Below are 25,347 nucleotides of genomic sequence, written 5' to 3' on the forward strand. Positions count from 1 at the left end.
CCTTTTAAACACGTAACGAAAAATACACGACCAGCATCGTTACGGCAACTAGAATGCTTGTGCAAAAACTAAGTATGATCATATTTTGTTGAACAGTATTTAAATAGGCTGCAGGTAAACTACATAATGTTGGATTTTGTATAACAGCGCCTAGCATCGTCCCCATGAGAGACCCGATTACGCCATGTGAAACTCCAGATAAGATAGATTGAGAATTTACAAGGGAACCAAAAAGAACACCCACCCCTGCCCCTAGCACTACATTAGAGATTGTAAGTATCATTAATGAAAAAGGAAGAAGGAATAAAGTGTGCATGGAAATCGTTAAACAAATGATGCTACTACACACGATTGAGACAATCATTCCATAGCGATCCGTAAACAAATAACGTCTTCGATATAAAATCGTATACATGACTAAGCCAAATACCAATGACAAAAATGAAAAAGCACCAATTAAAAAAATGATGATCCTCCCCTTACGTCCGTTTCGCTGAAAGGGAAATGAGTATGGTGGACGAGATAAACAATACTTCTATGAAACCTAAAAAAATCAGGTTATTCTGTGCCACAGCTCCAATCATTGGAGCCATCACTCCCATCATTAAGCCATTAATATATCCTGTTAATAACGTCTGATAATCAAAAAGAGAACCGAAGATCGCTCCAATAACCATTCCTATAACTGTTGTTCCAATGGTCACGTATACAAATTTTAATGGATATTGATAGATTAAGATTACACCGGCACTTATTGAGAAAAATCCTCCTGCCATCATTGTTATGTTCATCCCTAATTGGAAACCAATTAATTTTCTTATTTTAGATAAGTATAAAAACAAAAAGGAAAGAAGGATAAAATTAATAAACAAGAGCACGCTTAAAGCACTTATATGCTGATACCTCCTTTTACACAAAGTATCTAATACAAACAATTATGAAATTTAAGCTTGTCGTATTACCGATATATTGTAGGCATTTCTGTTCAGTCGACACATTCTTGCCTCTTTGCCCATACATACCGTGTGAATACCCATATATTAGATGTATGTATAGTATTTAATCATTAGTGAAAGGAGTGACGATAATTGTGAAGCAAATGAAGATTTGTCCTTCTTGCGGTTATACCGTTGACTTAGATACCATCCACTTCTCTTCTTGTTGTGAACAAGGAAATCAGCCAACGTTCCCTTCAGAAAATAGTACGTTTTCTCCTGAAGCACTCGCTGAAATAAAAGAATGTATTGAACAGGCAAATGAATTGCTATTATCTATTGGATTAGATAATGAGGAGGATGAGATCAATTTAAGGTCTTTCCAATTAAGCATGAGAAAAATCAAAGGGCAGTTTATTACCATATCGGTTACATGCAACGAAGAAAGTTTAAAAGTGAAAGGTGTATTAAGTGAAGTAGGCTTGGATTTCATCATCTTAGAAACAAATGTGGAAAATCTGCTACTTATTCAAACTGAACGGCTAGTGTTTATTGAACACCATGATGACTCCAATCAAAATTCTTGCTCTGACCAAGAACTACTATGTATTGATGATGAATTACGTAGAAATTTAATGTTATGTTTTAGTGAAGTTGTATCAAGAAGTCCTTACTTATTAAATTTGTTTTTTGGATTGAAGCTAAATTTGTATCTTGAAAGTTTTTTAGGTAGTGTCATCTACGTAAAATCTGATAATGAGAAAAGTGAAATAGAAGGTACCCTAACAAAAGTCGATAACAGAAAAATAGAATTAAAAAATAACGATAATGAGAAACAAGGGATTGATTTTGATGAACTTTGTTATATTGAAATTGAAATGCAGAAACTCGCTGGAATGAGTTTATTTAGAGCATAAATAAAAAGGTTGTATTCGAACTTATAGACGAAACAACCTCTTATTATTCATAACACTATCCTTTTTGTTGTTTCTGCTAACATTACTAGATTTACTAGACTGACCTTCATTACTTTTATCAGATTTTCGATCTCTTAATTCATCGAATTTATCTAGTGCCCGCTCAAATTCTACATCTGTCATTTGATTTCTAGCCCACATAGAACAAAGCATGGCATAGGCAATTGAAATCGTTTCTATTTCAATATTTACATTTACATCTACATCTGAATTTCCACTTTGCCCGATATTGGATTTATTCAGAATAACATTTTCATTTTCTTCTTTCTTATGAAAAGCTGCAACACGATTATTTTGTTTTTTCTCTTCCATTATCTATGACCCTTTCATATAAGTCACATGGGAAGACCCGTTCTTCCCATGTGAACTGATATTAGTCTTCAATATCAACGTTTTGATCTTGATCTTGGTCTTGATCTGTTTCTTGATCAGCCTCAGCTCTGTTCTTCGCTCTAGCTTTTGAATCCGAATCCGATTTTGACTCAGAATCAACATGCACTTTTAAATCAACATGAGCGTTACCACTATCACTTACTTTTGCGATATTCGTATTTTTGTCAACGTTCTTTACTTCATTTTGACTATCAACATCTGTATCATTTTTTAGATCGTTATCTACATAGTTATCATTTTTAGCTTTTGCATTTGAATCTGAATAAGAATCAGCGTTAGCTTTATTTCTATTTTTGTTTTTATTTTCGTTATCCCCACCTGGAAACCATACACTCATTTTTCTTACCTCCTTTCAGTTTCTTACTAGCATTATATTTTAGTTTGTAAAACTTGTATGGACAAATCCCCTAGGGTAAACGTGGAATTTTAGTATATTTACCCTATAGCTTGTATTATATGAGACTATAAAAAAAAGAACCCCAAACAAACCGGGTGGTGCCAGGCACCACCCGAATTTTGTCGAATAAACTGGATTCGTTACGATAACTCTAGTAAGACGTTGCTGCCTTGGTTTTGCATGAGGTCAAAATGAAGACCATCGTTTAATCCTGCTAATCTTAATTGGAAGAGATTTTCGCAAAATGGTATGGGGAAATCACAGAAGCACGTAAATCTTCGATGAAAATCATGAAGGTGTTTGTTGTGTCCGTCTTTATCATTTCTACAATGAAAACATGTTTGATCGTGATATTTATGGTGTTTGTTAAACTTGGACCCATGCAATCTATCACCTAAATGATCATCTCGTCTATTATTTTTACAATTACGATGTTTTTGTTTACAGTGTTCGCAATGTTTTTTATTATGGCTTTTCTTTGTTCTATGACCATGACCGTCACAATTTATTCGATCACAAATATTGCATCGCTCTTCACGTTTATGATGTTGATGAGGACAACTACAATGTTTTTTGTTACGGTTCTTCTTATCTTTATGACCATAACAGTGACCATCACAATCAGAACGATTACAAATATTACACCGTTTTTCTTGCATTGAAGTATGGTGATGTTGATGACAATGGTTGAAGCTGTGACCGAGTTCTACACATTTGCAATGACGGTGTCCGTTAATCGAACAAAAGCGATTTTCTGACTTTTTATCGAGCCAATTAATTTTACCAATTTTATTGAAGGGTACTGAAATGATAGAGTGGTCATCTCTTTTCACATCAACAAAATCCCTGCCAACGTGACATACCTTTCCTTTTACCTTGCCTAAAAATTCTTCACTTTCCAGGTGGCTAATATATTTAAATCTAGCTGCATCCATCCCTATTTTAGTTTGATAATTTTTAACCAATGTTTGATCCTTAATTTCATTTTTTATATACATATATCCCTCCTATTCTCACCTACTATCAAGGTATGCAAGACAACTTAGGGGTTGTATAGACGATTGTCCATACTCTAGTATTTCTACCTAATTTATAGGCAGAAGCTTATACTTCATGGATTTCCCAGCATAATCATATTCTAGTATTCGTAGTTGGAGGGAGGTGATATTATGTCATATGAAAAGTGGTCAGAACTACCATACGCTGGTGAAAGAACTCCACCACGAAATGGTGAGGAACCGTTAGCAAGCAGTTGGACATTGAATTATTTAAATCGTGATACTGAAGGCTCTTATGTTGATGCTGATGGGAAAAAGATTAACCTTACAATAAAAGATCCCCATCAAATAAATTGGGAACAACAATTAAAGAAAGTACTTGATGCCGAGCAGCAATTATCAGAAGAAGACAAACTGTTGGCTACTTATTGGGGGACAGGTGTTCCAACAAAACAAATTACACCAATGATGGACATTTTGATTGATACGTATGGCGTAACAGCAGCCCGTGCAGCCCGAATGTTAGCAGTTATGCATTCTGCTTTAAATGATGCGTTTGTCGTAACGTGGGATTTAAAATATGAATGGGATGTGGCTAGACCAAATCAATTGAATCAAGAACTAGAAACTCTTTTATGTACACCAAGACACCCTTCATATCCATCAGGTCATGCAGTAATCGCAGGCTGCTCGGAAGTTATGATGAGTTATTTCTTCCCTGCAGAACGCCATAAAATTAAGAAGCTTGCAGAAGACTGCGCAGACTCCCGACTATATGCTCTCGTTCATTTTCCGGTTGATAATTCAGAGGGACTGCGATTAGGTCGCCAAATAGGGGATCTAATAATTAAAGAAATAAGAAAACAAAAAGATGAAAACCTGCGCCCGATAGATAAACCGTATACGAGGTCTAAACGCGCAAAAATATTACCTGATTTGAACTCACAAGCCATACCTTTTAACTTTCCTTCGAACTGTTCCTCTTTGGTTAGAAAAGAAGAACAATAAAAAAGAGAGGATTTCTCCTCTCGTACATAAACAACTATTAGTTATTAATCTTTATAGACTTGTTAGCTCTATGCTCTGCTGACTCAACTGTATGTTTAAGAAGCATTGATATTGTAACGGGTCCTACTCCACCCGGAACTGGAGTAATCGAACTTGATTTTTCGAAGCAAGCATCATAATCAACATCGCCGATATTTCCTTCGTTATAACCTGCATCTAATATGACAGCACCCTCTTTTATCCAGTCACCTTGAACAAATTTCGGTCTTCCAACAGCTGCAATTACTATATCTGCCTGTTTTACAAAGTCAGGTAAATTGACTGTTTTGGAATGACACATCGTAACTGTGGCATTTCGATTTAAGAGTAACATTGATACCGGCTTACCAAGTATCGGGCTTCTGCCAATGACAACAGCATGCTTTCCTTCTACTTCAATATCGTAGTAATCAATGATGGCCATAATGGCTGCAGGTGTACAGCATGGATATTGTTCGAAGCCAAACGAAAGCTTTCCAAATCCACGGCTTGTTACACCGTCTACATCTTTTTCGATCGCAATCATTTCAAACGCAGCACGCTCATCAATATGCGAGGGAACTGGATGTTGCAGAAGAATTCCGTCCACTTGAGGATCATTGTTTAACTCTTCAATACATGCAATCAGTTCTTTTGTAGTTGTCTCCTCAGGTAAGTGAATGCGCTTAGACTGAATCCCCAGTTTCTCACAGGCATTCCCTTTCATCTTTACATAGGTCTCTGAGGAAGGATCATTACCAACTAAAATCGTTGCTAAACAAGGAGTAATATCATCATTTTTCAACTTTTGCACTCGCTCTATTAAGGAGTCCTTAATAGCTTCTGCAACTACTAAACCGTTTAAAATCTTCGTAACCATTTACCTTGTCCTCCTTCTCCTTATCAAGTAAGGCAGTCCTTACTATGCCCAGACGACCGGCGTTCTTGTTTTATCGCAGCTCCCTTGTGGTTGATTCCACATTGTCGTCAGTTACTACGAATTGTTAAGCATATTTTACCATAGGAAATACGAATGTTCAAACTTGTAATATATCTTTTTGTTCGTGAATGGTAGATTAAATAAAATATAAATCTATTAGATATTTAACTATTTTTATAGACTTATTCATCATTTGATGAGCAAGCTATATTTTCTTACATTTTATGTAGTGGCTACTAAAATAAGGGGTGTGAATAGTTATGGGAATTAGGAACAATCATCAATACTGCTGTACTTGTGAAGAAATATTTATAGGCTTCGAGGTCGATGATGAAGTGTTCGTAGAAGTTGTTGCTGGACCTGGAGGTTCCAGAACAATTAGAGGAACAATTGTAGAATTTGGTGACAATTCTGTTGTAATTGATGAAAAAAGCAATCGTATCACTCGTGTATGATGTGAAACAGCCTCAACCAGGTGCAAAATTAAAGAGGGGGTATTCCCCTCATTAATTTTTCTTACTAGCTAACTTTTTACATAACATCCTCATACTAGAATGAATAAGGAAAACCGTTTTGGGATTCAAGTTTCTGTGTAATACTCCTAGAGCTTCACTATTATTTATACAGTAAATAATTTTTCCAGAGAACCTTTCTTCGATCTTATCCCTGAAAAATTTTGTTACTCCCCCAACAATTATTATTAAATCCAGTTTGTCATCAATTTCTATATTTTCTACATTATATAAAATAGATTCCTTAACTACTGCTATTTTTTGTTTATCTTTATCAATATTATTTAAAACATCTAATGAATTGTGAAAATTAAATTGATCTAACCCAGTAGAATCCTTTAGCATCAACGAACCATTAATACCCTTAAATAATGTTATGTTCTTTTCCTCAGGTAGAAAATTTTGTAACTTTCTAGAAATATCCTCGAGCTTCATCCCTAGCTTATACGCTAAGATAATGGCAGCTGTTGCTTCATACACCAAATCCTTCCCGTACCCCCTGATTAAGAAGCTATGTGATTTATCGTTATGTGATAGCGTAAAAGTCATTTGATTAGTTCCATACGTAAGATCCTTGATACAAAAATCAACATTTTCTTTTTGACCAAACGTAATCATATTATTCTTCAATTTAACCCATTGAACAAATTCATCAATATCTAAATTTATGATCACATTTTCATGCTGTTCCAAATTTAATAGATAGGTAGAAAGTTCATTTTTGTGATCAGTAGAGAAGTCTGTGAGGACTGTAAACAATGGTCTATATAATTGATAAGTCTCATTTATTTCTCCGAATGGTGTTTCGATGATAGTCGCAATTTTATCCTTTTTTTTGAATAGTAGGTTTATCAAATTTCCCAATCCGTTCATTTTCTTTAACCTATTGAAGGTTAATCGATCATAAAGCAACCAGTCTACCATCTCTTTTAATGAAGAACGTATCTGATTTACTAGCAGTAATACAAAAGGTACTTTTGATTTTCTTCGAGAATGGTTAATAAATTTCCAATATGCCCTTGAGACATTTTTCACTTTAACAACAGATACATTTGATTCCAGACTTCTAATCATTTCTGGATTACTAGTCACGATCACAATTGAATCCAATCCTGAATTAACGATAAGTTCATTAGTAGAGTTGAAATGAAAGATCATTGAATTGCTAGTCCAAACTGTACTGTAATTCTTTTCAATAATCGTTTTTATTAATACATTTTTTCTGCCGTGTACAACCTTTCCACCTATAGGTTTCAATACATCTTTCAAGTAAAAGTACACCATTTTATTCCTCCAAAAAAAACTTATTTCTTTATGTTTATTTCAAAAAAAATAAAATGGAAGGGCTACTATAATCTATTACAGAAAAAATAGATATATAGTATTAAGCTTTTAAACTTTCCATAAAAACTCCGAAGGATTGTTTCATAGACGTTTTTACTAGCACCACAGAGTCTTTGTCTACTAATCTTGGTAATATTTTTTGAGCTTCTATAGGAGATTCAAACATGTAAACACGCTTCCGGTCAAACCCTAATTCTACAGCCCGCTTTCCAATAAGCCTTGCATCTTTACCTATTGTAATAAGTGATTGAATTCCACTTTTAGCCACCATATCTCCTACCGAGAGGTGAACATTCCTTGATTGATCTGCTAACCACTTGATATCTCCAATGACTGCAATTTTCTTTTTTCCTTTTGATATATTCGTTAAAACGTCTAAAGCTGATTTGATCGAAGTAGGATTTGTACTCCAAGTATCATCTATTAAAATGGAGCCATTTATTCCTTTCTTTACTTCACTATGGCGTTCAATATGTTGAAACGTTTTTAAACGTCTTCCTGATTCTTCAATACTAACTCCTAACTTATAGGAAACTGCTATGGCAGCAACGGCATTATACACATTATGCTCCCCATATCCAGGAACAAATAGCTTAAATTGCTTTCGATTGTGGCTAAGGATAAATTTCATCCCGTTTGTTTCATATTTGATTCCAATAATTCTAAATTCAGCTTTTGGCGTCTTTCCATACCAGATTATTGTTCCCTTATATTTTGTTAAATCCAGCTTTTGAATATTAACATCATCTCCATTTACGACTACTGTACCTTTATTCCCTACACAATCAAAGATTTTTGCTTTCTCCTGCATATAGGATTGAAAGGAGGGAAATCCGTTCAAGTGATCTACTCCGATTGATGTTAAAACACCAATTTGGGGTCTAAAATAATGGCAAGAAGCTTTCATATGTCCGATACTTGCAACAGCAGCTTCTATTACGGTCACATCTGTTTGGTCATCGACATTTAATAAATAATGTAGATTCATAGCTGTAGCATTTAAACTTCGACTCGTTTTATTTACATTTCGATCGTGCTTTAATATCCAGCTAATCATTTCCTTCGTTGTTGTTTTTCCACAAGTTCCCGTTACAGAAATAAAAGGAATGGAAAAAAGCCCCCTATAATAATGGATAAATCTCCAATATGCTCTTCTTACACTTTGGACCTTAACAATCGTTACTTGAGAACCTAAATTTTTTATTTTCTCTGGCCTTCTTGTAACAATAACAATTGATTTCAATCCTGGATGAATCACAATATCCCTATAGTCATGTAAATGAAAAAACATCGTATGATCCTTCCAATTCGTGCTGTCATACTTTCTATTTACATGTTTAACGGAGGGATTTGAATGACCACTTACGAAATACCCACCAATTGATTCAATAAATTCTTGTAGCAGAATGGTTTTCAAGTTACAGCACCCCTAAACATTTTTGTCTTTATATGTTTATTAGGAAAAAGAGATTTGGTAAGGGCACTTACGTTATTTACACAAAATATTTATCTTAGAAATTTCATTGTTTAAAAGCCTGCTAACGTTTTTGCGTATTCTAACGGTGTTGTTAATAACTTATAGAATATATGAGGAGGTATTTCTCCTTTCTTCGTTTCAACTGAATATCCACCCTGTAGTTCAAGTAACCAAATCCTTAGATTGGAATCGACGATAACATCAAACGCAACATCACCTAAATGGATTCCCTCATTTTCTATTAATGAAGCGATTTTTGTACAAACTTCAATCATCTTCTGCTGAATTCTTTTGGACTCCTCATTACTAATCGAAAATAGCTGTCTAAATCCTTCATCTGCTTCTAAAAGTCCAGCCCTATTTCTTGAATTTGTAATTATGCTTTCTTCATTTGATATTCTTGTTGTTATTCCAGGGCAAAACCATTTTTTGTATCTGTCTTTTTGTAGATAAACACGGAAATCAACTATTCTATTTTTATATTGAAAAGGGACTGATTGTTGGATTAGATAGGATCTCCCATACATCTTCGTCATAACGAATGAGGATAATTGATGCCAAGAATACAAGATAGTTAACTGGTTGAATGCATCCTTAACAACATATCCCCGTTTTGTTAGTTTAATCGAATACATCCCTTTTCCTTGATAAGATTGATTCGGTTTAAGATATACAGACCCATATTTGTTTAACATATAAATTAAACCTTTTGTACTTTTAAATGGAATCGTATGTGGCAAATATTGCTTCAATATATGATTTTTAGATATTAATTGATGCTGTACCCACTTTGATAAGTGCTGTGAATAAAAAACTTTATTTCCAATTATTTGAACGAAATGATTATACATTTTACTACTCATCGAATCCTTATTTACAAAGATTGCATTAGGATAAGGAAAAATTCCCGGTTTCCAACTCTTCTCTGTTGGACTATAATAATAGCCTTCAATTATTCTTTTATAGTAATTGACAGAATCCTCAGTAAAAGTATAGATAAGTCCTTTAATTGAATCATAATCAACAAATCTCATAAGAATTAACTGAAGCAATTCTTGAGTTAAATCCTTCTTTCTTCTGCAGCCTAATATACCGATAACTGGTCCTATCCTAATAGTATTTTCTAGCACCTTCACCTCAAATGGAATTTCTATAGGCAGTTCAATTCCCTTTTCAAAATAAGTAGGAATACTTATAACATCTTGTTCTATTAGTCTGTTCTTTTTGACCTTTAATACCTCTTTGCATTGCCCAATCTGCAATTCAACTGTTCTGCCTAATTCTTTATATTTCTCCTTATTTATCTCTATATATCTTTTCCCTTGTTCATTCAATTGGACTTTAAACATTCCTTCACTCCCCTACCAATTAATTATATGCAAGCTGTTAAAGGCGTGTTTAGACAAAAAGGCTAAAAGGACATGAAATTAGTCTATTCACTGTTTTTCCAATTGAATAGGATATAAAATCACAGAATGATAAGGAGTGAATTCATTGTCTTCTACAAATAACGTAGGGATTATTTTACCTGATAAAATATATAAGAACATGTCCAATATGACTCCCGATGTAAGGTGCATGCTGAACTTATTTGAAAAAGCAGCTAAACATAATAATATTCGTCTCTGCTATCTTACATTAAATCGGATAAGGCCCGATAAAAGGACAGTAGAAGCATTTATCATGGTTGGAAATGAATTTGTTTTTAAAGAGGTGGTTCGACCAAAAGTCATTTATTCGAGAATTATCGACTATTCACCTATCTGCCAAGCTCACATTAAGTCACTATTAGAAAGTGGCATTACGGTCTTTAATCGACCTAATTATGATGTCGAGAAATATACGATTCATCAATTACTAGAAATAAACAATTTGTTAAAGAAACATCTCCCTTATACCCTTCCATTAACCTTACAATCACTAAAATTAATGATGAATAAATATAACAGTTTAATTCTTAAACCAAATTATGGCGAAAAAGGAATGGGCGCTATGAAACTTGATAGAAGTGGTAAGTATTGGAGCCTTTCTTATAAGCTTTCTGGGGAATTGGATGTCAGGCATGAATACTTTATTAACTCATTCCCAAGTATTCTATTATCGAGGATTAAAGAACGAAAATACATTATTCAAGAAACAATTCCTCTTGCAACATATATGGGATCTCCCTTTGATATGAGAGTAAGTGTACAAAAAAATATAGAAGGTAATTTTACCGTTACTGGTATCATGTGTAAGGTTGCAAAACAAAATGATTTTCTAACTAACGGCGCACAAGGAAGTTCAACTTATCTAATAAAAAAGATTCTTCCTGAAACGAATATTATAACTTCTCCCTCTAAGCTCAGAAAAAATATTTTCTCTATTTCATTAGGGATTGCACACTATTTAGATCATCAATTTCCTCATCTGGCAGACTTGGGATTTGATATCGGTGTAACAAAAGATGGTGTGCCATATTTTATTGAATGCAACTTTATTTCAGACTATTTAGGTGGAATTATTGCAAACGGTAAACTTCTAGCTGAAGAATGGAGTTCTGTATTTACAACTCCAATAGATTATGCAAAATATTTACTAGATAAGATGGACTAAGACCCCAATCAATTTTTTTTATGTTTCATATAATAATCCTAAAATTGTCCTTTTTGGTTGGAGGAAAGACCGATGTATAAAATTAATATAGATCATTCAACGTCTACAGTAAGACTCCCATTCCACTCGAAGAAATATTCATATTTAACACATACACATGTAAACTTAACGTATGGTATTCAAGAATACAGGGTGTTTGTAGTTTTAGATCCATCATTGTCTGATGGAGAAATAATTGTGTCTGCAAATATCATAGAAAAGCTTTCAATTCCTCTAGAACCGCTATTCGACTTGAAAGTTCTAGGTCAAAACGGGATAAAGATCGGACCTTATATTGGGATATTAGCAGCCTTATCTTCCGAGAAACTTTCAAGAATTGTGTCATCATTAACTAGCTATGTGCATCACTACAAACAAATAGGCGGTTCCATTATTGCCTTCTCATTAGAAGGGATTGATAAAAAGAACCAAGTAATAGAAGGATATTTATTCAATCCGCAAACAAGGCAATGGATAAAAGGCAATTATCCATATCCAGCTTCTTTATTCTCTATCGTCGAAGCAAACTTAACGGATAAGTGGCAACAATTTCAATCAATCATGCATCATTTTAAATCTGAACTTAATGATTCTGTTTACAACTTTCCTAATTTTGATAAATGGGATATGTACAAAATGCTAAAAAATGAGTTTCATCAACATTTACCTGAAACAGTTGTTTATCAATCTCCATTAACAATTATAGAAATGTTAAAGAAACATCGAAGTGTATACATTAAACCAATGAATGGCCGTTTAGGAAGGCTCGTCTATAAAGTAATAAAGACAAAGAATGGAGCCATTGTCCAATTTGGAGGTAGGCGTAGAGAACAAGATCGATATTTTTCAAGCAAAAAACAGTTTATGAGATTCTTCTATTATTCTTTAAAGAATGATGATTATTTAATACAACAAAGCATTTCGTTATTGACCTATAAACAGAGAGTGATTGATTTCCGAGTCATTTTAGTGAAAGATCATAAAAAAAGGTGGAAAATACTTGAAACCGTTTCACGGTTTGGGGCTGACCAAAGCATTGTAAGTAATATCTCTTCAGGTGGTCGAGCTGAGATTGCTCATAAGACTTTTACTGAGAGATTTCATATTCCAATTGAATTACAAAAGGATTTGTTCCAAAGGATTCACAATCTTGTCCTTAACTCCATTCAGAAAATAGAATCCAACGGTTACCACTGTGGTAATATTGGGTTTGATATCGGTATTGATCAGAACTTCCATTTATGGATTATTGAAATTAATAATCAAAATCCTGACCATTATATCGCTCTATCTGCAAATTCAGCGCCTCTTTTTTATCAGGCTCGATTTCATAACATGATTTATGCGAAAAGACTAGCTGGTTTTTAAGGATTTCTTTAGGATATAAATGTGTTGATTATAAACATAGATAAACTAAAAAACTGAAAAGATTCTTCGTCTTTTCAGTTACATATTCATTTTAATTATTGAATTCACTTAACGCTTTTGCATACTCAATAGGAGTCGTCCATACCTTCCTATAGATGGCTTCTGGAATGTTATATAGCCTCTCATCCACCGCATAATTTATTTGAACTTCCAAAATCCATACCTTTAAATTTGAATCAACAGCAACGTCTAATGCTACATCTCCGATGATCTGTTTTTTACTCTTTAGCTCCCTACATACAGCCCTGCATGCTTCAATTATTTCATGTTCAATTGTCTTTTCCTCGTTAATCGTAAATCCAAATATGAAACGAGACGCATCATGATACGATAAAACTTTTTCTGTATACTTTAAATTCGAAACTACACATCCTGGCATTGATACACGGCAGATGATTCCGGAACAATTCCAATTCCTCGTGGAATCTTTTTGTAAGTAAACTCGAAAATCCACCATTCTTTTTTCAACTTCTTTGTAGGATACATCCTGTTGAATTAAATACTTTCGTCTTTTTGTTAATTTTTTCAATATTTGTCCAAGCTCACTTTTGCTCGAAACATTCATGATTTCTTTCCTTTTTGTTTGTACCTCGAATCCAACATCCGTCTTTACTATCTTAAAGATTCCGTTCCCTCTCGATAGATTTGTAGGTTTGAGATATACGCTATCATAAGTTTTAAATGTTTCAATTAAGCTATCAATATTTCGTAATCTACGTGTATAAGGCAAATAATGCCTTACTTTTGTTTTATAAAGTAACTCCCATAGCTTATTCTTCGTCATTCGGCAATTGTTTACTATTTTTGTACCTTCCTTTATTAACAAATCATACTTGTCTTTTTTAATAAATGTCCGATTGACAATAACACTAGGTAATGGAAACCTCTCCTCAATCCATTCACCTTTTTCTGTATAATAATAACCTTTACAATTTTTCCTCTCGAAATCGATCAAATCCTGTGATGTAACGAATATAACCCCTTTAACTTTTTTATAAAAATACAGACGTTCCTTTAATAGTTCTAGACGGTTAGGGGTAATAAATGAAGACTGATTGGATACAAGTATTGAAATTAATGGACCAATATGAATTTGGTTCTCTTTTAAAGCGATTTCATATAATGCATCCCGTGGTAATGAAAACTCGTTGGAAATAAAAGGATCTATTCCTACTTCACATTCTTCCAGATTACTATTCTCTTCAATTATCTTTGTTAGTTTTACTGTCCCGTAATTTAGGATGATTTCCTGTCCAACCTGGAGTTTATATTCCTTAAGCACTTTGCCATTAAATTGAATTGAACTGTTCGGTTGTTGAATCCATCTTATTTTCACTTTACACCCTCCCCGTTAGAAAAACTTGGCTAGCGCCAAGTCTATAGACGCAGACTAGGATCTATCATTATCGTGTCATTAGTTATCGTTGTATGAAGGATTAACTGGATCTCAACGGTTGCAGTACCAAAGCTAATCATGATTTGCCTATTTTTTTTAATGCCTAAAATTCCCGCCAGTTCTGGATGAATATACATAGCTCCCCGCAACTTTTCTTCAGCTAAAATAGTGATTTTTTTGTCCATATAAGTTCTCCTTCATCTCCAATATGTTCCTTTTTTAAAATATTCATTACTTTGGAATTTGTGATTAGTATCAGGATTGATGAACGTTCCTTTATGAATGGCATTTAATATTTATATGAAGGAAGGAGGTACATGGAATGATTGAAAAAATCGGTATTCTTGTTTCAGAGAGGCATTTTAACAAGCTTCTTAACGGCCGGAGGTCTATTTCCAATCATTATTATGACGCGACTGCTCAATCAGTAAACTTAACACTTTTTTATATCCCGCTTAGCCTAACGGAGGTTGAACATTAGAGTAAGGTGAAAGCTTTATTGTTTGACCACAATGAAAACAAATATAAAACAGTATTAACACCTCCTTTACCAAAGGTTATATACAACCTTGTTAGTCTCAAATCGTCAACAAATAAAAAAACTTCAAAAGCAAGGATTGATCATATTCAATTCAACTCCTTTTAAAAATGGAAAATGGCTCATGCACGAGTTACTTAGCAAGGATTCGGAATTATGTAATCATTTACCTTACACGTTAGAGGCTACGATGGAAAATATAAAAATCATGATGAAGCAGCATGACCGCCTTTTTATAAAGCCCTGCTATTCCAACATTGGAAAAGGCATAATGCATATGAATAAGACCGAAACTGGTGAATGGGTGTTACATGTACGGAATGAAAGGCAAACATGGATTCAAATAAACTTTCTACATGAACTTCCAGAAGTTTTAGTCAATGCGATTACTTCAAGACCGTATATTGTACAGGAAAGAATAACACTTGCGAAATACAAGGGAAGGAACTTCGATACCCGTGTCATTGTACAGAAAAACGAGAGCGGAGAATGGGCCATCACGGGGAAGGTTGGAAAACTTGCTCAAATGGGAAATGTAATTACCAATGTTGGGCTAGGTGGAGATTTCGCAGACATTATGACATTTCTAGATCTGAACCCTCAATTTTCTTCCAACATTATTTGTGAAGAAATAGATAAGCTTTCCTTAAAAATTGCTAAGTATCTTGAAAACTATTGTTATCATATTGCTGACTTAGGAATGGATCTTGGAGTTGCACAGAATGGAATGATTTATTTTATAGAATGTAATTTTAGAAGTCAGTACAGCGGGATGGAGAAGAATACAGACCTGCTCGCTATATGTGAAAACGTATATGAAAATCCAATAAGATATCGAAGCTTTTTATTACGTCAAATGATAACTTAGAGTGTCCTTAAAACCATTTCATCAAACCAGTCATATCATAAACAAAAATGTTGAAGTTAGGTGATAAACATGAAATTGATCTGGTCAACAAAATGCCCCAAGGATACTATAATTCTAAATATGGAGGCACTCCCCCGTCATTTTAAGAGTAACAATCAAGTTACTCTTTACATTGGCTCATTAAGTAAAGACGTAAAGATTCAAAACAGTTTTATGCTTTCTCAAAATGTGATGATCGTCCCTCATTCTTTAGGAAATGGTTTTACTTTTCCAGATGACCTGGATGTCGAAGTTAAATTCGAAAAATCCTCCATTATTGTCGGCCCGGCTATCTTATTAATTACTCCGGAATATTATCCAGAGATTACGGAGGAATTTCTAAAATTGTGTGAAGTTCACATAAAAAGTAAAAAACAATTTAAGGGGCTTTTTTACGTATGCCAAAGTTCTGGAATCAATATCCAATCTGAAACGATTACAGGGTATTGCTTCGTACCAACTGGCTCAAAAGAAAACCAATGGATAAAAGGAGTATTCCCTTATCCTCAAGCTGTTTTTAATCGAACAAGAAAGTTAGATCACTCCATCTATGAAAGTCTAAAAAACGCGATAGGAGATCGGATCTTTAACAGTGATTTTGTTGGAAAATGGAAACAATATAAATTATTTTCAGCCAATAAGAATTTAAAATTACACCTTCCTGAAACTAGAAATTTAACTAGCAAACATGTTATCTATGAGATGTTGGATAAATACAAATCAGTGTATTTAAAACCTCATAATTCTGCAAATGGAAAAGGGATTTTCTATTTGCAGAGATTGAATGGAGGGTACTTACTTCAGGATACCGAAAACCATACTCTTACGTTTCCGTCGATGAAAAAAGTGGCTAATTACTTTAGAACTAATAAAGTGACCAGTGATTATTTGGTTCAACAGCCCATTCCCTTTAAACATAACAACCGGAATTTAGATTTTAGATTTTATATGCAAAAAAATAAAAAGAAAAAATGGACGTCACCAGGTTTCACTGCAAAAATATCGAAAGAAAATAGTATCAATACGAACTTTAAAAATCGGGATCTATTACTATATGGAATGGAGGCACTTAAGTCTATTTACAATCTTAATCAATCAGAGGCATTGGAAAAGGCAAATGAGATGTTCTCTATTTGCAGAAATGCTTGTGAGACAATCGAAATGCAAGGGATTCATTTAGGTGACGTTGCATTTGATCTTATTTTGGATCAACAGAAAAAAACCTGGATACTAGAGCTGCAAATCCGATATGGCCGCGATAATCATATAAATAAAAAGACCTTTAAGAAGCTCATGACAAATCCAATAGAATATGCAAAGGTTTTAGCAGGTTTTTAGAATAGTAAAAACGGAGTGACTTAGGGCTGTTGATGCTCCTCATCACTCCGTATTTAAAATCCGGCTAATGTTTTTAAATAATCTAAAAGTGTTGATAGAACCTTCTCATATGTTTTGTACTCATCATTAAGATATGCAGCCATGTCATGGTCTTGGAACAAATGATTAATCTCGAGGATCCAAACATTCATGTTTTTATCAACTGTTAAATCAATTCCTAAATCTGCATAATGACCATATTGATCGAAGGTTTTTCCGATATCTTTACAAATTGAGCAAATTTCTTGTTCCTTCCATCTCAATTCCTCATCGGTTAATTGAAACATGCTCTGAAGTGCCATGTAGCCATCTTGAACATCAGAAGGATCATTTGTATAAATCTTTTTCTTCTCACCAAATCGTGCGATAAATGCATTGCAATTCCACTTTCTTTTTTGATTCTTTTGCACCATCATTCGAAAGTCGATATTTTTCCCCTGTTTCTGAAAGGCAACATCTTGTTGAATAATATAGCTCCCCTTCTTTACTTTGCTCTCTAGGTAATTAAAGAGTTCCTTAAACGTTTGAATTTCTTCTATTTCTGATGACCTTTTTATTAATTGATAGCCTTTGCTTACTCTTTCAATCTTACAAATACCATGACCGTACGTGCCATTGATCGGCTTAAAATATACACTGGAATACTTATTTAACATGTAAGCTAACACCTGTTCATTGTTAAACTGTTTTGTCTCCGGAAAGTATTTGAGGATATTTGAATGCTTATTTAGAAGCTTATACAAATCCCATTTATGATAATATCTCGTATTGAATATTCGATCCATACCAATAACGGTTTCTAGTTCACTCAGTATTTTACTTGGAATTAATGTTCTTCTATATAATGCTGAAGGATAAGGAAATACTCCTTCTTTCCAACAGTTCATTGGGTCAGTAGGATCCAAATAATACCCTTCAATGGTTTTTGTTTTTAAATCAATACCTTCAGAGGAGAAAGCATAGATTAATCCTCTTACTTCTTCATAATTATGGACGTAATCGTCGAAGTCATCTGCCAGTAATGGTTCTAAATCCTCTTTTTTATTACACAGGAGGAAGCCGATTACTGGGCCAATATTTAATATATTATTTTCTAATTTAGAGTCAAATGGAAGGTTGATTGGAAGGGTAATTTGATCTGTGAAGTGATTCGGTAGTTGGATAGATTCATTGGATTCTTCATTGGAGAATTGTACTTTCATATTTTTATGGCACGAACCAAGTTGTACGTTAATTACATTGTTTACTAAATTATTATTTAAAGTTGAAGGTAGAATAATTGTATCTTTTTCTTGTTCGTTTTCCCATTGAACATTCATTGTTTCAACTCCTTTCTTATGTAGATAGAGAAGCCTTCACTTTAAAGTGAAGACTTCTTCATTTACTTATTAGTTATCAATTGGAATATATCCTAGAATAATCCCTAGTATAATTAACGAAAACAGACTTTCAGATGAAACTACTGAGCATACACAGCATAAGTTAACTGTGAATTCAACTTCTTCAAATCCAATGTCATTACCATTACCATTACTATTACTAATACTCACAGAATTCACTAACCCTGAAATTCCAGGAATTGCTGCAAAATCAGGCCCAAGAAAACTACCTCCTGGAAACTCTAATTCTGCTGTTGCGTCATTTACATCATCCACTATTCCAAATCCTAGTACATTTCGATTGTCACCAACTAGAGCTACAAACAGTCCCTCTCTTTTCGCTTCTCTTAATGCATCTCTGATTTCTTCTAGTGCTAATTTGTCACATGAGAAATGTTTTACTCCCATTCTAAATCCTCTCTTGAATTTTTTATTATTGTAATTACGTAAATACATGTTTAGTTTATACTCGGTAGAGGATTCAGAAACGGCGATTGTCTTAGGACAAGGGTACAATTAAAAATTCATAGATTGTAGTCTCGTTTAGATATATATCAAAAAAACATATGATAAAATCATATTCTTCTTTTATTAAGTAAAACTCATGTATTTGCATAAAGCCAGATCTAAATCAATATATTATCAGGCTAGATTATTTAAGGTGTTATATGCTAAAAAACTGGAAGGGTATGACAAAAAAAACTGAAAAGGAACCTTTTCTGTTTTAATACTTTTTTCAATATCCTGATAAAGCCTTTGCATGTTCAATAGGAGTCGTCCATACCTTTTTATAAGACCCATCCGACAGCAGTTGATACAGCCTTTCATCCACTCCATAATTAATTTGAACTTCTAACAGCCATATCCTCTTGTTAGAATCAAGGACAATATCAAGAGCTACATCTCCAATGACTTGACCCTTTCTTTCCAATTGATGGCAAACTTTTTTACTTATTTGAATGATTTCTTTTTCTAAAGTTAATGCTTGAACCTCATCAAAATCAAATATTGTTCTAGCTGCTTCCCTATAGTATTTACTTCCATTAATCCGAAGTGAATCATTACTTGTTGTCCTAGGGATAAATGATATTCAAATATTATTTAAATAAATGTTTCCATCGTTTTCCCTCAGCCACTTTATCTTCATTTTGAATGTTTCCTACATAGAAAATAAAAAAGTGCCTTAAAAAGCACTTTGTCCAATGGGCTACCATTTCGGTTCAATCTCAATTTTCTTTAACAGATCAACATCGAAACATTGAACTGCACAGAAACAGTTTAGATCAACTTCTACACATTTATTGGTTCTTTCTAATCGTGCTAAGTCACATATGGAGTCTGTAATGTATCCATGGATATCTAATGGGCGAAGCAGGGAAATCTTCGCACAGCAAGTCTTTTCATTAATGTGTATAATTCGAAAAAAACTTGTATGAAAGTGCGATACTCCTCCTCCTAGATACAGTTAATTCAACATTATATAAAGCGTCGATAGGTAAGTTTATTTCCCTCGTCAATTCTGAACACATAGCTATTTCATTATATTTCAGTTCAATATCCTCTTTTATTTTCTTTTTTATTTTTAACGTGCCAAAATGAACAACTTTATGTTTTTCAGTTGAGAGATTTTTATCTTTTAGGAAATGTTTATTGAAATAAATGAAATCTTGGCTTTTCTCATTACGTTCTTTCCACTTTATTTGCATTTAACATCCTCACAATCAGAAAGATATTATTTAATAATCAATGAAGAAATAAAATTCTCTTGATTATCTCCCCACATCGAATCCTTTATTTTTATACTATGATACAAATGTTGCTAGTGATTGTGTATATATATAGGTGATTTAAATTTTTCCCCCAATTTCTTCTATTACCTTAACAATACTTAACATATATGAATATGATACTTGAGAAAACAACAAAAAATGAGGGAATAACAATGAATTTATATGTCGTTGGTTTAGGTTATTTTGATTTCAAGTTAATTGATTCTATTAATGAAGTTAATCCTACATGGTCTAGTTATGGTTATCTTTCTAAAAGGAAGATAAAAAGATATAAGAACTACTCTACATTTCCCATTATTGGTAGTTATCACTTAATTTCAGAATTAGCTAAGGGAGAAGACAATTATTTTATCAATAACAAGCCTAAAGATCCTAATGTAACAAGAATGCTTTTATCCAAAGGTTGTAAAATACCAACTCTCATCCATCCATCGATTGACATGAATATGGTAAAAGTTGGCCAAGGAGTAATTTTGCCACAAGGTTGTTCAATTGGGCAAAACACTACTATAGGTAATTACGTAACTTTACGAATGAATTGTCTAATCTCACATGATGTAAAAATTGAAGACAACGTGTTTATAGGTGCAGGTGCTACTATTGGGGGCAGATCCACACTTAAGAAGAATTGTTATATTGGATTAGGTGCAGTAGTAATGGGAGTAACAATTGGGGAGAACAGTGTTGTTGGAGCTGGTGCAGTTGTTGTTAACGATGTACCCCCAAATACAGTGGTTGTGGGGGTGCCTGCCAAGCCCTTAAAAAAAGAAAGAGGTGAAGAATAATGGAAAATTTAATTATTAATTTTGCACCAACTGGCATGATACCAACAAAGAAGCAAACACCATATGTACCAATATCTCCAAAGGAAATAATTGATGATGTATCCAATAGCACTAAATTCGGGGTGTCTATTGCACATTTGCATGCAAGAGACGATCAAGGAGCCCCAACATATAGGAAAGAGGTATATGAGGAAATTATTTACGGTATACGGGAAAAACACCCTGATTTAATATTGGTAACCACTACTAGTGGACGAAATTATAATGAGTTTGAAAAGCGTTCAGCAGTCTTAGAATTAACTGGAGACCTAAAACCCGACATGGCAAGTTTAACATTAAGCTCTCTTAACTTCCCTAAAACCGCAAGTATAAATTCACCAGAGATGATATTGAAATTAGCAGAAAAAATGCAAAATAATGGAATTAAACCAGAATTGGAAGTTTTTGATCTAGGAATGATTAATTTCGCAAAATATATGATTAAAAAAGGTCTTCTAACTCCTCCCTACTATTTTAATATTTTATTAGGGAACATCTCGTCAGCTCAAGCAAAATTAAACCATCTAGCTTTATTAATATCAGAATTACCCGATCAATCCTACTATTCATTAACTGGTATTGGTGATACTCAAAAATCAATGGTTGGGCTAGGCGTCCTAATGGCAGATGGGGTAAGAATAGGATTAGAAGATAACATTTGGTTAGATAAGAAAAAAAATATATTAGCAAAGAATTCAGATCTTCTTGAGCGTGTTGTAAATCTTGCAAAAGCTTATGAACGAAATATTGCTTCCCCTCTGGAAGTAAAAAGTAAACTTAAACTTTAAAGCCTTGTAGTAACTCATCATTACTATCCTAAAGAACCACCGGTTTTATTTCTAACCGGTGGTTCTTTAAGTTATAAGATTATTTCAAGTACTTATACCAGTACACATCTAAAATAAACATATTGAATATTGTTAATATAACTTAATGATTTGTCTTTAATGAATTTATGAGAGTACCATATGAATCTTTTATTGAGGTCTTGAGTAACACAACCGTATCACTATCTAATAGCTCTCTTAGCTTTACTTCTGCTTCTTTTAAAGTTTGAACGTGAATTATATTTTCTGGTTGCATTCCCATTTGTAATGCTTTTTCCTGAATTGGTCTTGCTCCATTTCCGATAGTTATTGCAATATCTATTTTGCTTCTTGTGATCAACTCTCCAACTAGAAGGTGTGCTTTTCTAGATCCTGTACCAAGATAATGCATCTCACCAAGAACTGCTATTTTCTTTTTCTTTGGATATAGCTCATTAATTGCCTTTAACGCAGCATATATTGATGTTGGATTTGAACTCCATGTATCATCAATTAAAATACTTTCTCTCATACCTTTTTGAATCTCAAAATGTCTTTCAATATGAACAAAGTCTTTCAATCTTTTAATAGATTTCTCTATGGGAATACCTAGTTCAAACGCTGCAACAATAGCGGCTATAGCATTATAAACATTATGCTCACCTACACCTGGAATAAATACTTCATATTGCTTTCCACTTGTATTCAAACAGAAGTTCGTACCTTCTTCTTTGAATTCCAATTCATCTGCAAAGAAATCGGCTCCTTCATTTAGTCCAAAATAGATAACTTTTCCTTTAAATTTATTAAGTTTAATTTTTCTAATATTCATATCATCATAATTTAACAATATCGTTCCGTTTTCTCCCACAGAAGTAATAATGGTAGACTTTTCTTTTATATAATCATCCAGTTTTGGAAACTTATCTAAATGATCAATACCAATAGATGTAATGATTCCGATATTTGGTTTAAAATAACGACACGTATTTTTCAAATTTCCTTTATTCGCAGCTGCCATCTCTATAACAGCTGCTTCCGCATCCTCTTCCAGACTAAGCAGATATTTAAGAATTCGAAATGGTGAATTTCGATTCTTAAATGTTTTGTGTACCTTTTTTGTTTCACTAAGAATCCAAGAAAGCATTTCTTTTGTAGTTGTTTTTCCACAAGTACCTGTTATTCCAATTACAGGTATGTTAAATAACCCTCGATAGTAATCTATAAAGTCCCAATAGGATTTCCCAACATTCTCAACAAAAATAATGGTAGATGATGAACTCACTCTTTTTATTACTCTAGGACGATTAGTTACAATAACCACCGATTTCCAATTGGGGTATTTTTTCCATTTTACCCTCCTTTGCTTCGTATCAAATATTATGGTGTTCTTCAGATCCCAATCGGCTTTTTTAATCCTTTTCTTAACATCTCTTATTACAATATTTCTGTCTCCACAATACAATGTTCCATGTATTACATTTAGTATAGAATTTACTGTTAATTCCTTCATATACAAACTCCCTTTTCAATCATTTTCTATTATTCTATTTTTAGATATGAAAAAGGTAACAAATATTAATAATATTTCACATTACATGTCTTTCTCCCACACCATTTATATTTCTAATGAATAAAATATTTGAGAATCTTTTTAAGTGAAAGTGGTGTATATAGTGTGGTTAGAATACTCAGAGATAAGAGTACTACAAATTGCTTGACCATCAATCCTAATCTTCTTCATAATTATTCCTATTCAAAACTTTGTAGTGAGATTGAACTAAAGTACGGTTGTTCTACTCAAACTATACAGATTCAGCAATCCATGAATGTTGACGATAATGTAGTATTACTATCTGAAGATCTCATTGAACAATTTGCAATCTCCACTTATTGCAATTACGAAATTCAGTTAAACAATAATAAACTGGAGATTGGTCCATACTTAGGAATATTGGCATTTCCTACCAACCATGAACTTCTGAGGCGATTAAACGGTTTAAAACGATATGTTACTTATTACGAAGAAATTAAAGGAGCAGTTCTCGCTTTCTCTTTTGAAGCAATCAACACTTCTTCAGATAAAATAAAGGGTTTTTTATATAACCCAATATCAAATAAATGGGAGAAAGGAGAGTATCCTCTACCTAATAGCATCTTCAATAAAATACCGGTAGATACGAACGATAAATGGAATTACTTAGTAAAGAATTTAGGCATTAACATATGTAATTATCCAACCTTTAATAAATGGCACATGTATGAGTGGTTTCAACACAATCCAAAATTGAAAGACACCTTGCCTTCTACTCAATTAGTTGATAGGTCAAATCAAATATATAAATTTATAAAGAAATATAAAAACGCTTATTTAAAGCCAATAGGTGGTACATTTGCAAATGGCATTATTAAATTGACCTATAATGCTAAGTTTGTTACAGCTAGCTATTATAAGAAGGATAAGAAAAGACATATAATTAAGTCGTTAAACACTAAGAAAAAATTTAATAGATTTCTCTTGAAATTCTTAAAGAGTGAGAAGTACTTGATTCAAGAGGCAATTGACCTCATTCAGCATAATGGGAGTATTATAGATTTTAGATTGATATTTGTTAAAGATAAAGAGGGGACATGGAAAGATTTAGGTTTATTTTCGAGATTCAGTGCGAAAGAAAGTAGTGTTAGTAATATAAATGCAGGAGGAAAAGCGTTTCATGGAGATGTCACTTTGAAGGATGCATTAAAGTTATCTGATGAACAATTTAAGTTATTTAGGAATAATTTATCTTCAACTTGTCTTGAAGCAGCTAAGGAACTAGAAAAACATCTTCATCACTGTGGTAATCTAGGTTTTGATATAGGTATAGATAAAACAAATCAGTTATGGATAATAGAAATTAATAATGAAGATCCTGATCATAGGATTGCTATAACTGCAAAAAAGAACCATATTTTATATCAAGCTAGGTTGTTTAACATGCTTTACACAAAGAAACTAGCTGAATTTTAATGATGTTTAACGATAGAAGATGCTGACTCAAAAGGTCGTTCAATGACGACCTTTTAGGGTCAGCTTTTTGTTTTATCTCCTATTTTGTTTTTTTGTTTGTTTTCTTAAAATCCTCTTTAGGTAATCTAATATATACACATAGTGAAATGGAGCGTAAGACACTTGACTCCTGCAGGAGGTGGATAAAAGGTCTCTGGCCCCACAGGCGAAGCGGAGGAAAGCAAGTGTCTGGAGCGGAATGGAACATATATCATTTTAA

At 33.3% G+C, this 25,347-nt stretch carries 28 protein-coding genes and 1 riboswitch; of the genes, 11 read left to right on the forward strand and 17 right to left on the reverse strand.

Annotated elements, in window-relative coordinates; genetic code table 11:
* Positions 1-4: 4 nt before the first annotated feature.
* Together JR050_RS11080 and JR050_RS11085 are read right to left on the reverse strand one after the other, a co-directional pair.
* A complete protein-coding gene (locus JR050_RS11080) occupies positions 5-439 on the reverse strand; it encodes a hypothetical protein (protein WP_204203558.1) in 435 nt (144 codons plus the stop codon).
* Positions 440-479: 40 nt separating this feature from the next.
* Positions 480-779 carry a hypothetical protein gene (locus JR050_RS11085; RefSeq protein ID WP_239454290.1) on the reverse strand — a complete coding sequence of 100 codons (300 nt, stop codon included), beginning with the start codon at positions 777-779 and terminating at the stop codon, positions 480-482.
* Positions 780-1,090: 311 nt separating this feature from the next.
* Between JR050_RS11085 and JR050_RS11090 the strand changes: the two genes are divergently transcribed.
* A complete protein-coding gene (locus tag JR050_RS11090) occupies positions 1,091-1,852 on the forward strand; it encodes a hypothetical protein (RefSeq protein ID WP_204203559.1) in 762 nt (253 codons plus the stop codon).
* Positions 1,853-1,873: 21 nt separating this feature from the next.
* Here the strand turns inward: JR050_RS11090 and JR050_RS11095 are convergent, their stop codons facing one another.
* From JR050_RS11095 to JR050_RS11105, 3 genes are all read right to left on the reverse strand, one after another.
* Positions 1,874-2,224 carry a hypothetical protein gene (locus tag JR050_RS11095; protein WP_204203560.1) on the reverse strand — a complete coding sequence of 117 codons (351 nt, stop codon included), beginning with the start codon at positions 2,222-2,224 and terminating at the stop codon, positions 1,874-1,876.
* A gap of 61 nt (positions 2,225-2,285) precedes the next feature.
* A complete protein-coding gene (locus JR050_RS11100; protein ID WP_204203561.1) occupies positions 2,286-2,642 on the reverse strand; it encodes a hypothetical protein in 357 nt (118 codons plus the stop codon).
* 200 nt (positions 2,643-2,842) lie between these two features.
* A complete protein-coding gene (locus tag JR050_RS11105; RefSeq protein ID WP_204203562.1) occupies positions 2,843-3,700 on the reverse strand; it encodes a hypothetical protein in 858 nt (285 codons plus the stop codon).
* 171 nt (positions 3,701-3,871) lie between these two features.
* On the opposite strand from JR050_RS11105, the gene JR050_RS11110 reads away from it, so the two are divergent.
* Positions 3,872-4,708, forward strand: a complete 837-nt coding sequence (locus JR050_RS11110) for a vanadium-dependent haloperoxidase (RefSeq protein ID WP_204203563.1) — start codon at positions 3,872-3,874, stop codon at positions 4,706-4,708.
* A gap of 37 nt (positions 4,709-4,745) precedes the next feature.
* On the opposite strand, the gene JR050_RS11115 is transcribed toward JR050_RS11110, so the two are convergent.
* A complete protein-coding gene (locus JR050_RS11115; RefSeq protein ID WP_204203564.1) occupies positions 4,746-5,606 on the reverse strand; it encodes a bifunctional 5,10-methylenetetrahydrofolate dehydrogenase/5,10-methenyltetrahydrofolate cyclohydrolase in 861 nt (286 codons plus the stop codon).
* 39 nt (positions 5,607-5,645) lie between these two features.
* Positions 5,646-5,731, reverse strand: a riboswitch (ZMP/ZTP riboswitch).
* A gap of 195 nt (positions 5,732-5,926) precedes the next feature.
* Here JR050_RS11115 and JR050_RS11120 point away from each other — a divergent pair.
* The gene (locus JR050_RS11120; protein ID WP_204203565.1) at positions 5,927-6,121 is read left to right on the forward strand and encodes a hypothetical protein; all 195 of its coding nucleotides are present in this window, start codon (positions 5,927-5,929) and stop codon (positions 6,119-6,121) included.
* A gap of 51 nt (positions 6,122-6,172) precedes the next feature.
* Here JR050_RS11120 and JR050_RS11125 read toward each other — a convergent pair whose 3' ends face one another.
* The 3 genes from JR050_RS11125 to JR050_RS11135 all read right to left on the reverse strand — a co-directional run bounded on the left by JR050_RS11125 (position 6,173) and on the right by JR050_RS11135 (position 10,348).
* Positions 6,173-7,462, reverse strand: coding sequence for a UDP-N-acetylmuramoyl-tripeptide--D-alanyl-D-alanine ligase (locus JR050_RS11125; protein ID WP_204203566.1), 1,290 nt, complete (start codon positions 7,460-7,462; stop codon positions 6,173-6,175).
* A 100-nt stretch (positions 7,463-7,562) separates the two neighbouring features.
* Positions 7,563-8,939 (reverse strand): Mur ligase family protein, encoded by a 1,377-nt coding sequence (locus JR050_RS11130; protein WP_204203567.1) that lies wholly within the window; start codon positions 8,937-8,939, stop codon positions 7,563-7,565.
* A gap of 110 nt (positions 8,940-9,049) precedes the next feature.
* On the reverse strand, positions 9,050-10,348 hold the full coding sequence (locus tag JR050_RS11135; protein ID WP_204203568.1) for a YheC/YheD family endospore coat-associated protein: 1,299 nt from the start codon (positions 10,346-10,348) through the stop codon (positions 9,050-9,052).
* A gap of 145 nt (positions 10,349-10,493) precedes the next feature.
* Between JR050_RS11135 and JR050_RS11140 the strand changes: the two genes are divergently transcribed.
* Complete coding sequence (locus JR050_RS11140; RefSeq protein WP_204203569.1) at positions 10,494-11,594, forward strand: YheC/YheD family protein; 1,101 nt, start codon at positions 10,494-10,496, stop codon at positions 11,592-11,594.
* 72 nt (positions 11,595-11,666) lie between these two features.
* Positions 11,667-13,001 carry a YheC/YheD family endospore coat-associated protein gene (locus tag JR050_RS11145; RefSeq protein ID WP_204203570.1) on the forward strand — a complete coding sequence of 445 codons (1,335 nt, stop codon included), beginning with the start codon at positions 11,667-11,669 and terminating at the stop codon, positions 12,999-13,001.
* A gap of 91 nt (positions 13,002-13,092) precedes the next feature.
* Here the strand turns inward: JR050_RS11145 and JR050_RS20695 are convergent, their stop codons facing one another.
* Both JR050_RS20695 and JR050_RS11155 read right to left on the reverse strand, forming a co-directional pair.
* On the reverse strand, positions 13,093-14,397 hold the full coding sequence (locus JR050_RS20695) for a YheC/YheD family protein (protein ID WP_204203571.1): 1,305 nt from the start codon (positions 14,395-14,397) through the stop codon (positions 13,093-13,095).
* Positions 14,398-14,438: 41 nt separating this feature from the next.
* A complete protein-coding gene (locus JR050_RS11155) occupies positions 14,439-14,642 on the reverse strand; it encodes a hypothetical protein (protein WP_204203572.1) in 204 nt (67 codons plus the stop codon).
* A gap of 137 nt (positions 14,643-14,779) precedes the next feature.
* On the opposite strand from JR050_RS11155, the gene JR050_RS11160 reads away from it, so the two are divergent.
* From JR050_RS11160 to JR050_RS11170, 3 genes are all read left to right on the forward strand, one after another.
* On the forward strand, positions 14,780-14,938 hold the full coding sequence (locus tag JR050_RS11160) for a hypothetical protein (RefSeq protein WP_204203573.1): 159 nt from the start codon (positions 14,780-14,782) through the stop codon (positions 14,936-14,938).
* A 136-nt stretch (positions 14,939-15,074) separates the two neighbouring features.
* Complete coding sequence (locus tag JR050_RS11165) at positions 15,075-15,863, forward strand: YheC/YheD family protein (protein WP_283244074.1); 789 nt, start codon at positions 15,075-15,077, stop codon at positions 15,861-15,863.
* A gap of 69 nt (positions 15,864-15,932) precedes the next feature.
* Entirely contained in the window at positions 15,933-17,240 is a 1,308-nt protein-coding gene (locus tag JR050_RS11170; RefSeq protein ID WP_204203575.1) for a YheC/YheD family endospore coat-associated protein, read from the forward strand.
* Between the two features lie 53 nt (positions 17,241-17,293).
* Here JR050_RS11170 and JR050_RS11175 read toward each other — a convergent pair whose 3' ends face one another.
* From JR050_RS11175 to JR050_RS11195, 5 genes are all read right to left on the reverse strand, one after another.
* A complete protein-coding gene (locus tag JR050_RS11175) occupies positions 17,294-18,598 on the reverse strand; it encodes a YheC/YheD family endospore coat-associated protein (protein ID WP_204203576.1) in 1,305 nt (434 codons plus the stop codon).
* 69 nt (positions 18,599-18,667) lie between these two features.
* Positions 18,668-19,066, reverse strand: coding sequence for a hypothetical protein (locus JR050_RS11180; protein WP_204203577.1), 399 nt, complete (start codon positions 19,064-19,066; stop codon positions 18,668-18,670).
* A 328-nt stretch (positions 19,067-19,394) separates the two neighbouring features.
* Entirely contained in the window at positions 19,395-19,748 is a 354-nt protein-coding gene (locus JR050_RS20700; protein WP_346726744.1) for a YheC/YheD family protein, read from the reverse strand.
* Between the two features lie 117 nt (positions 19,749-19,865).
* The gene (locus tag JR050_RS20830) at positions 19,866-20,123 is read right to left on the reverse strand and encodes a CotY/CotZ family spore coat protein (RefSeq protein ID WP_204203673.1); all 258 of its coding nucleotides are present in this window, start codon (positions 20,121-20,123) and stop codon (positions 19,866-19,868) included.
* Positions 20,062-20,364: a hypothetical protein gene (locus tag JR050_RS11195; RefSeq protein WP_204203579.1), complete on the reverse strand. Its 303-nt coding sequence runs from the start codon at positions 20,362-20,364 to the stop codon at positions 20,062-20,064. Before JR050_RS11195 ends, JR050_RS20830 begins: the two co-directional genes overlap by 62 nt.
* Before the next feature lie 236 nt (positions 20,365-20,600).
* On the opposite strand from JR050_RS11195, the gene JR050_RS11200 reads away from it, so the two are divergent.
* Together JR050_RS11200 and JR050_RS11205 are read left to right on the forward strand one after the other, a co-directional pair.
* Positions 20,601-21,233 carry a DapH/DapD/GlmU-related protein gene (locus JR050_RS11200; protein WP_204203580.1) on the forward strand — a complete coding sequence of 211 codons (633 nt, stop codon included), beginning with the start codon at positions 20,601-20,603 and terminating at the stop codon, positions 21,231-21,233.
* Positions 21,233-22,060, forward strand: coding sequence for a beta-keto acid cleavage family enzyme (locus JR050_RS11205; protein ID WP_204203581.1), 828 nt, complete (start codon positions 21,233-21,235; stop codon positions 22,058-22,060). The genes JR050_RS11200 and JR050_RS11205 overlap by 1 nt, the downstream gene beginning before the upstream one ends.
* 142 nt (positions 22,061-22,202) lie before the next feature.
* On the opposite strand, the gene JR050_RS11210 is transcribed toward JR050_RS11205, so the two are convergent.
* A complete protein-coding gene (locus JR050_RS11210; RefSeq protein ID WP_204203582.1) occupies positions 22,203-23,591 on the reverse strand; it encodes a UDP-N-acetylmuramoyl-tripeptide--D-alanyl-D-alanine ligase in 1,389 nt (462 codons plus the stop codon).
* A gap of 165 nt (positions 23,592-23,756) precedes the next feature.
* Between JR050_RS11210 and JR050_RS20550 the strand changes: the two genes are divergently transcribed.
* Entirely contained in the window at positions 23,757-25,088 is a 1,332-nt protein-coding gene (locus tag JR050_RS20550) for a YheC/YheD family protein (protein ID WP_204203583.1), read from the forward strand.
* Positions 25,089-25,347: the final 259 nt, after the last annotated feature.

Source organism: Bacillus suaedaesalsae (genome assembly GCF_016890225.1).
Lineage (GTDB): Bacteria > Bacillota > Bacilli > Bacillales > SA4 > Bacillus_BS > Bacillus_BS suaedaesalsae.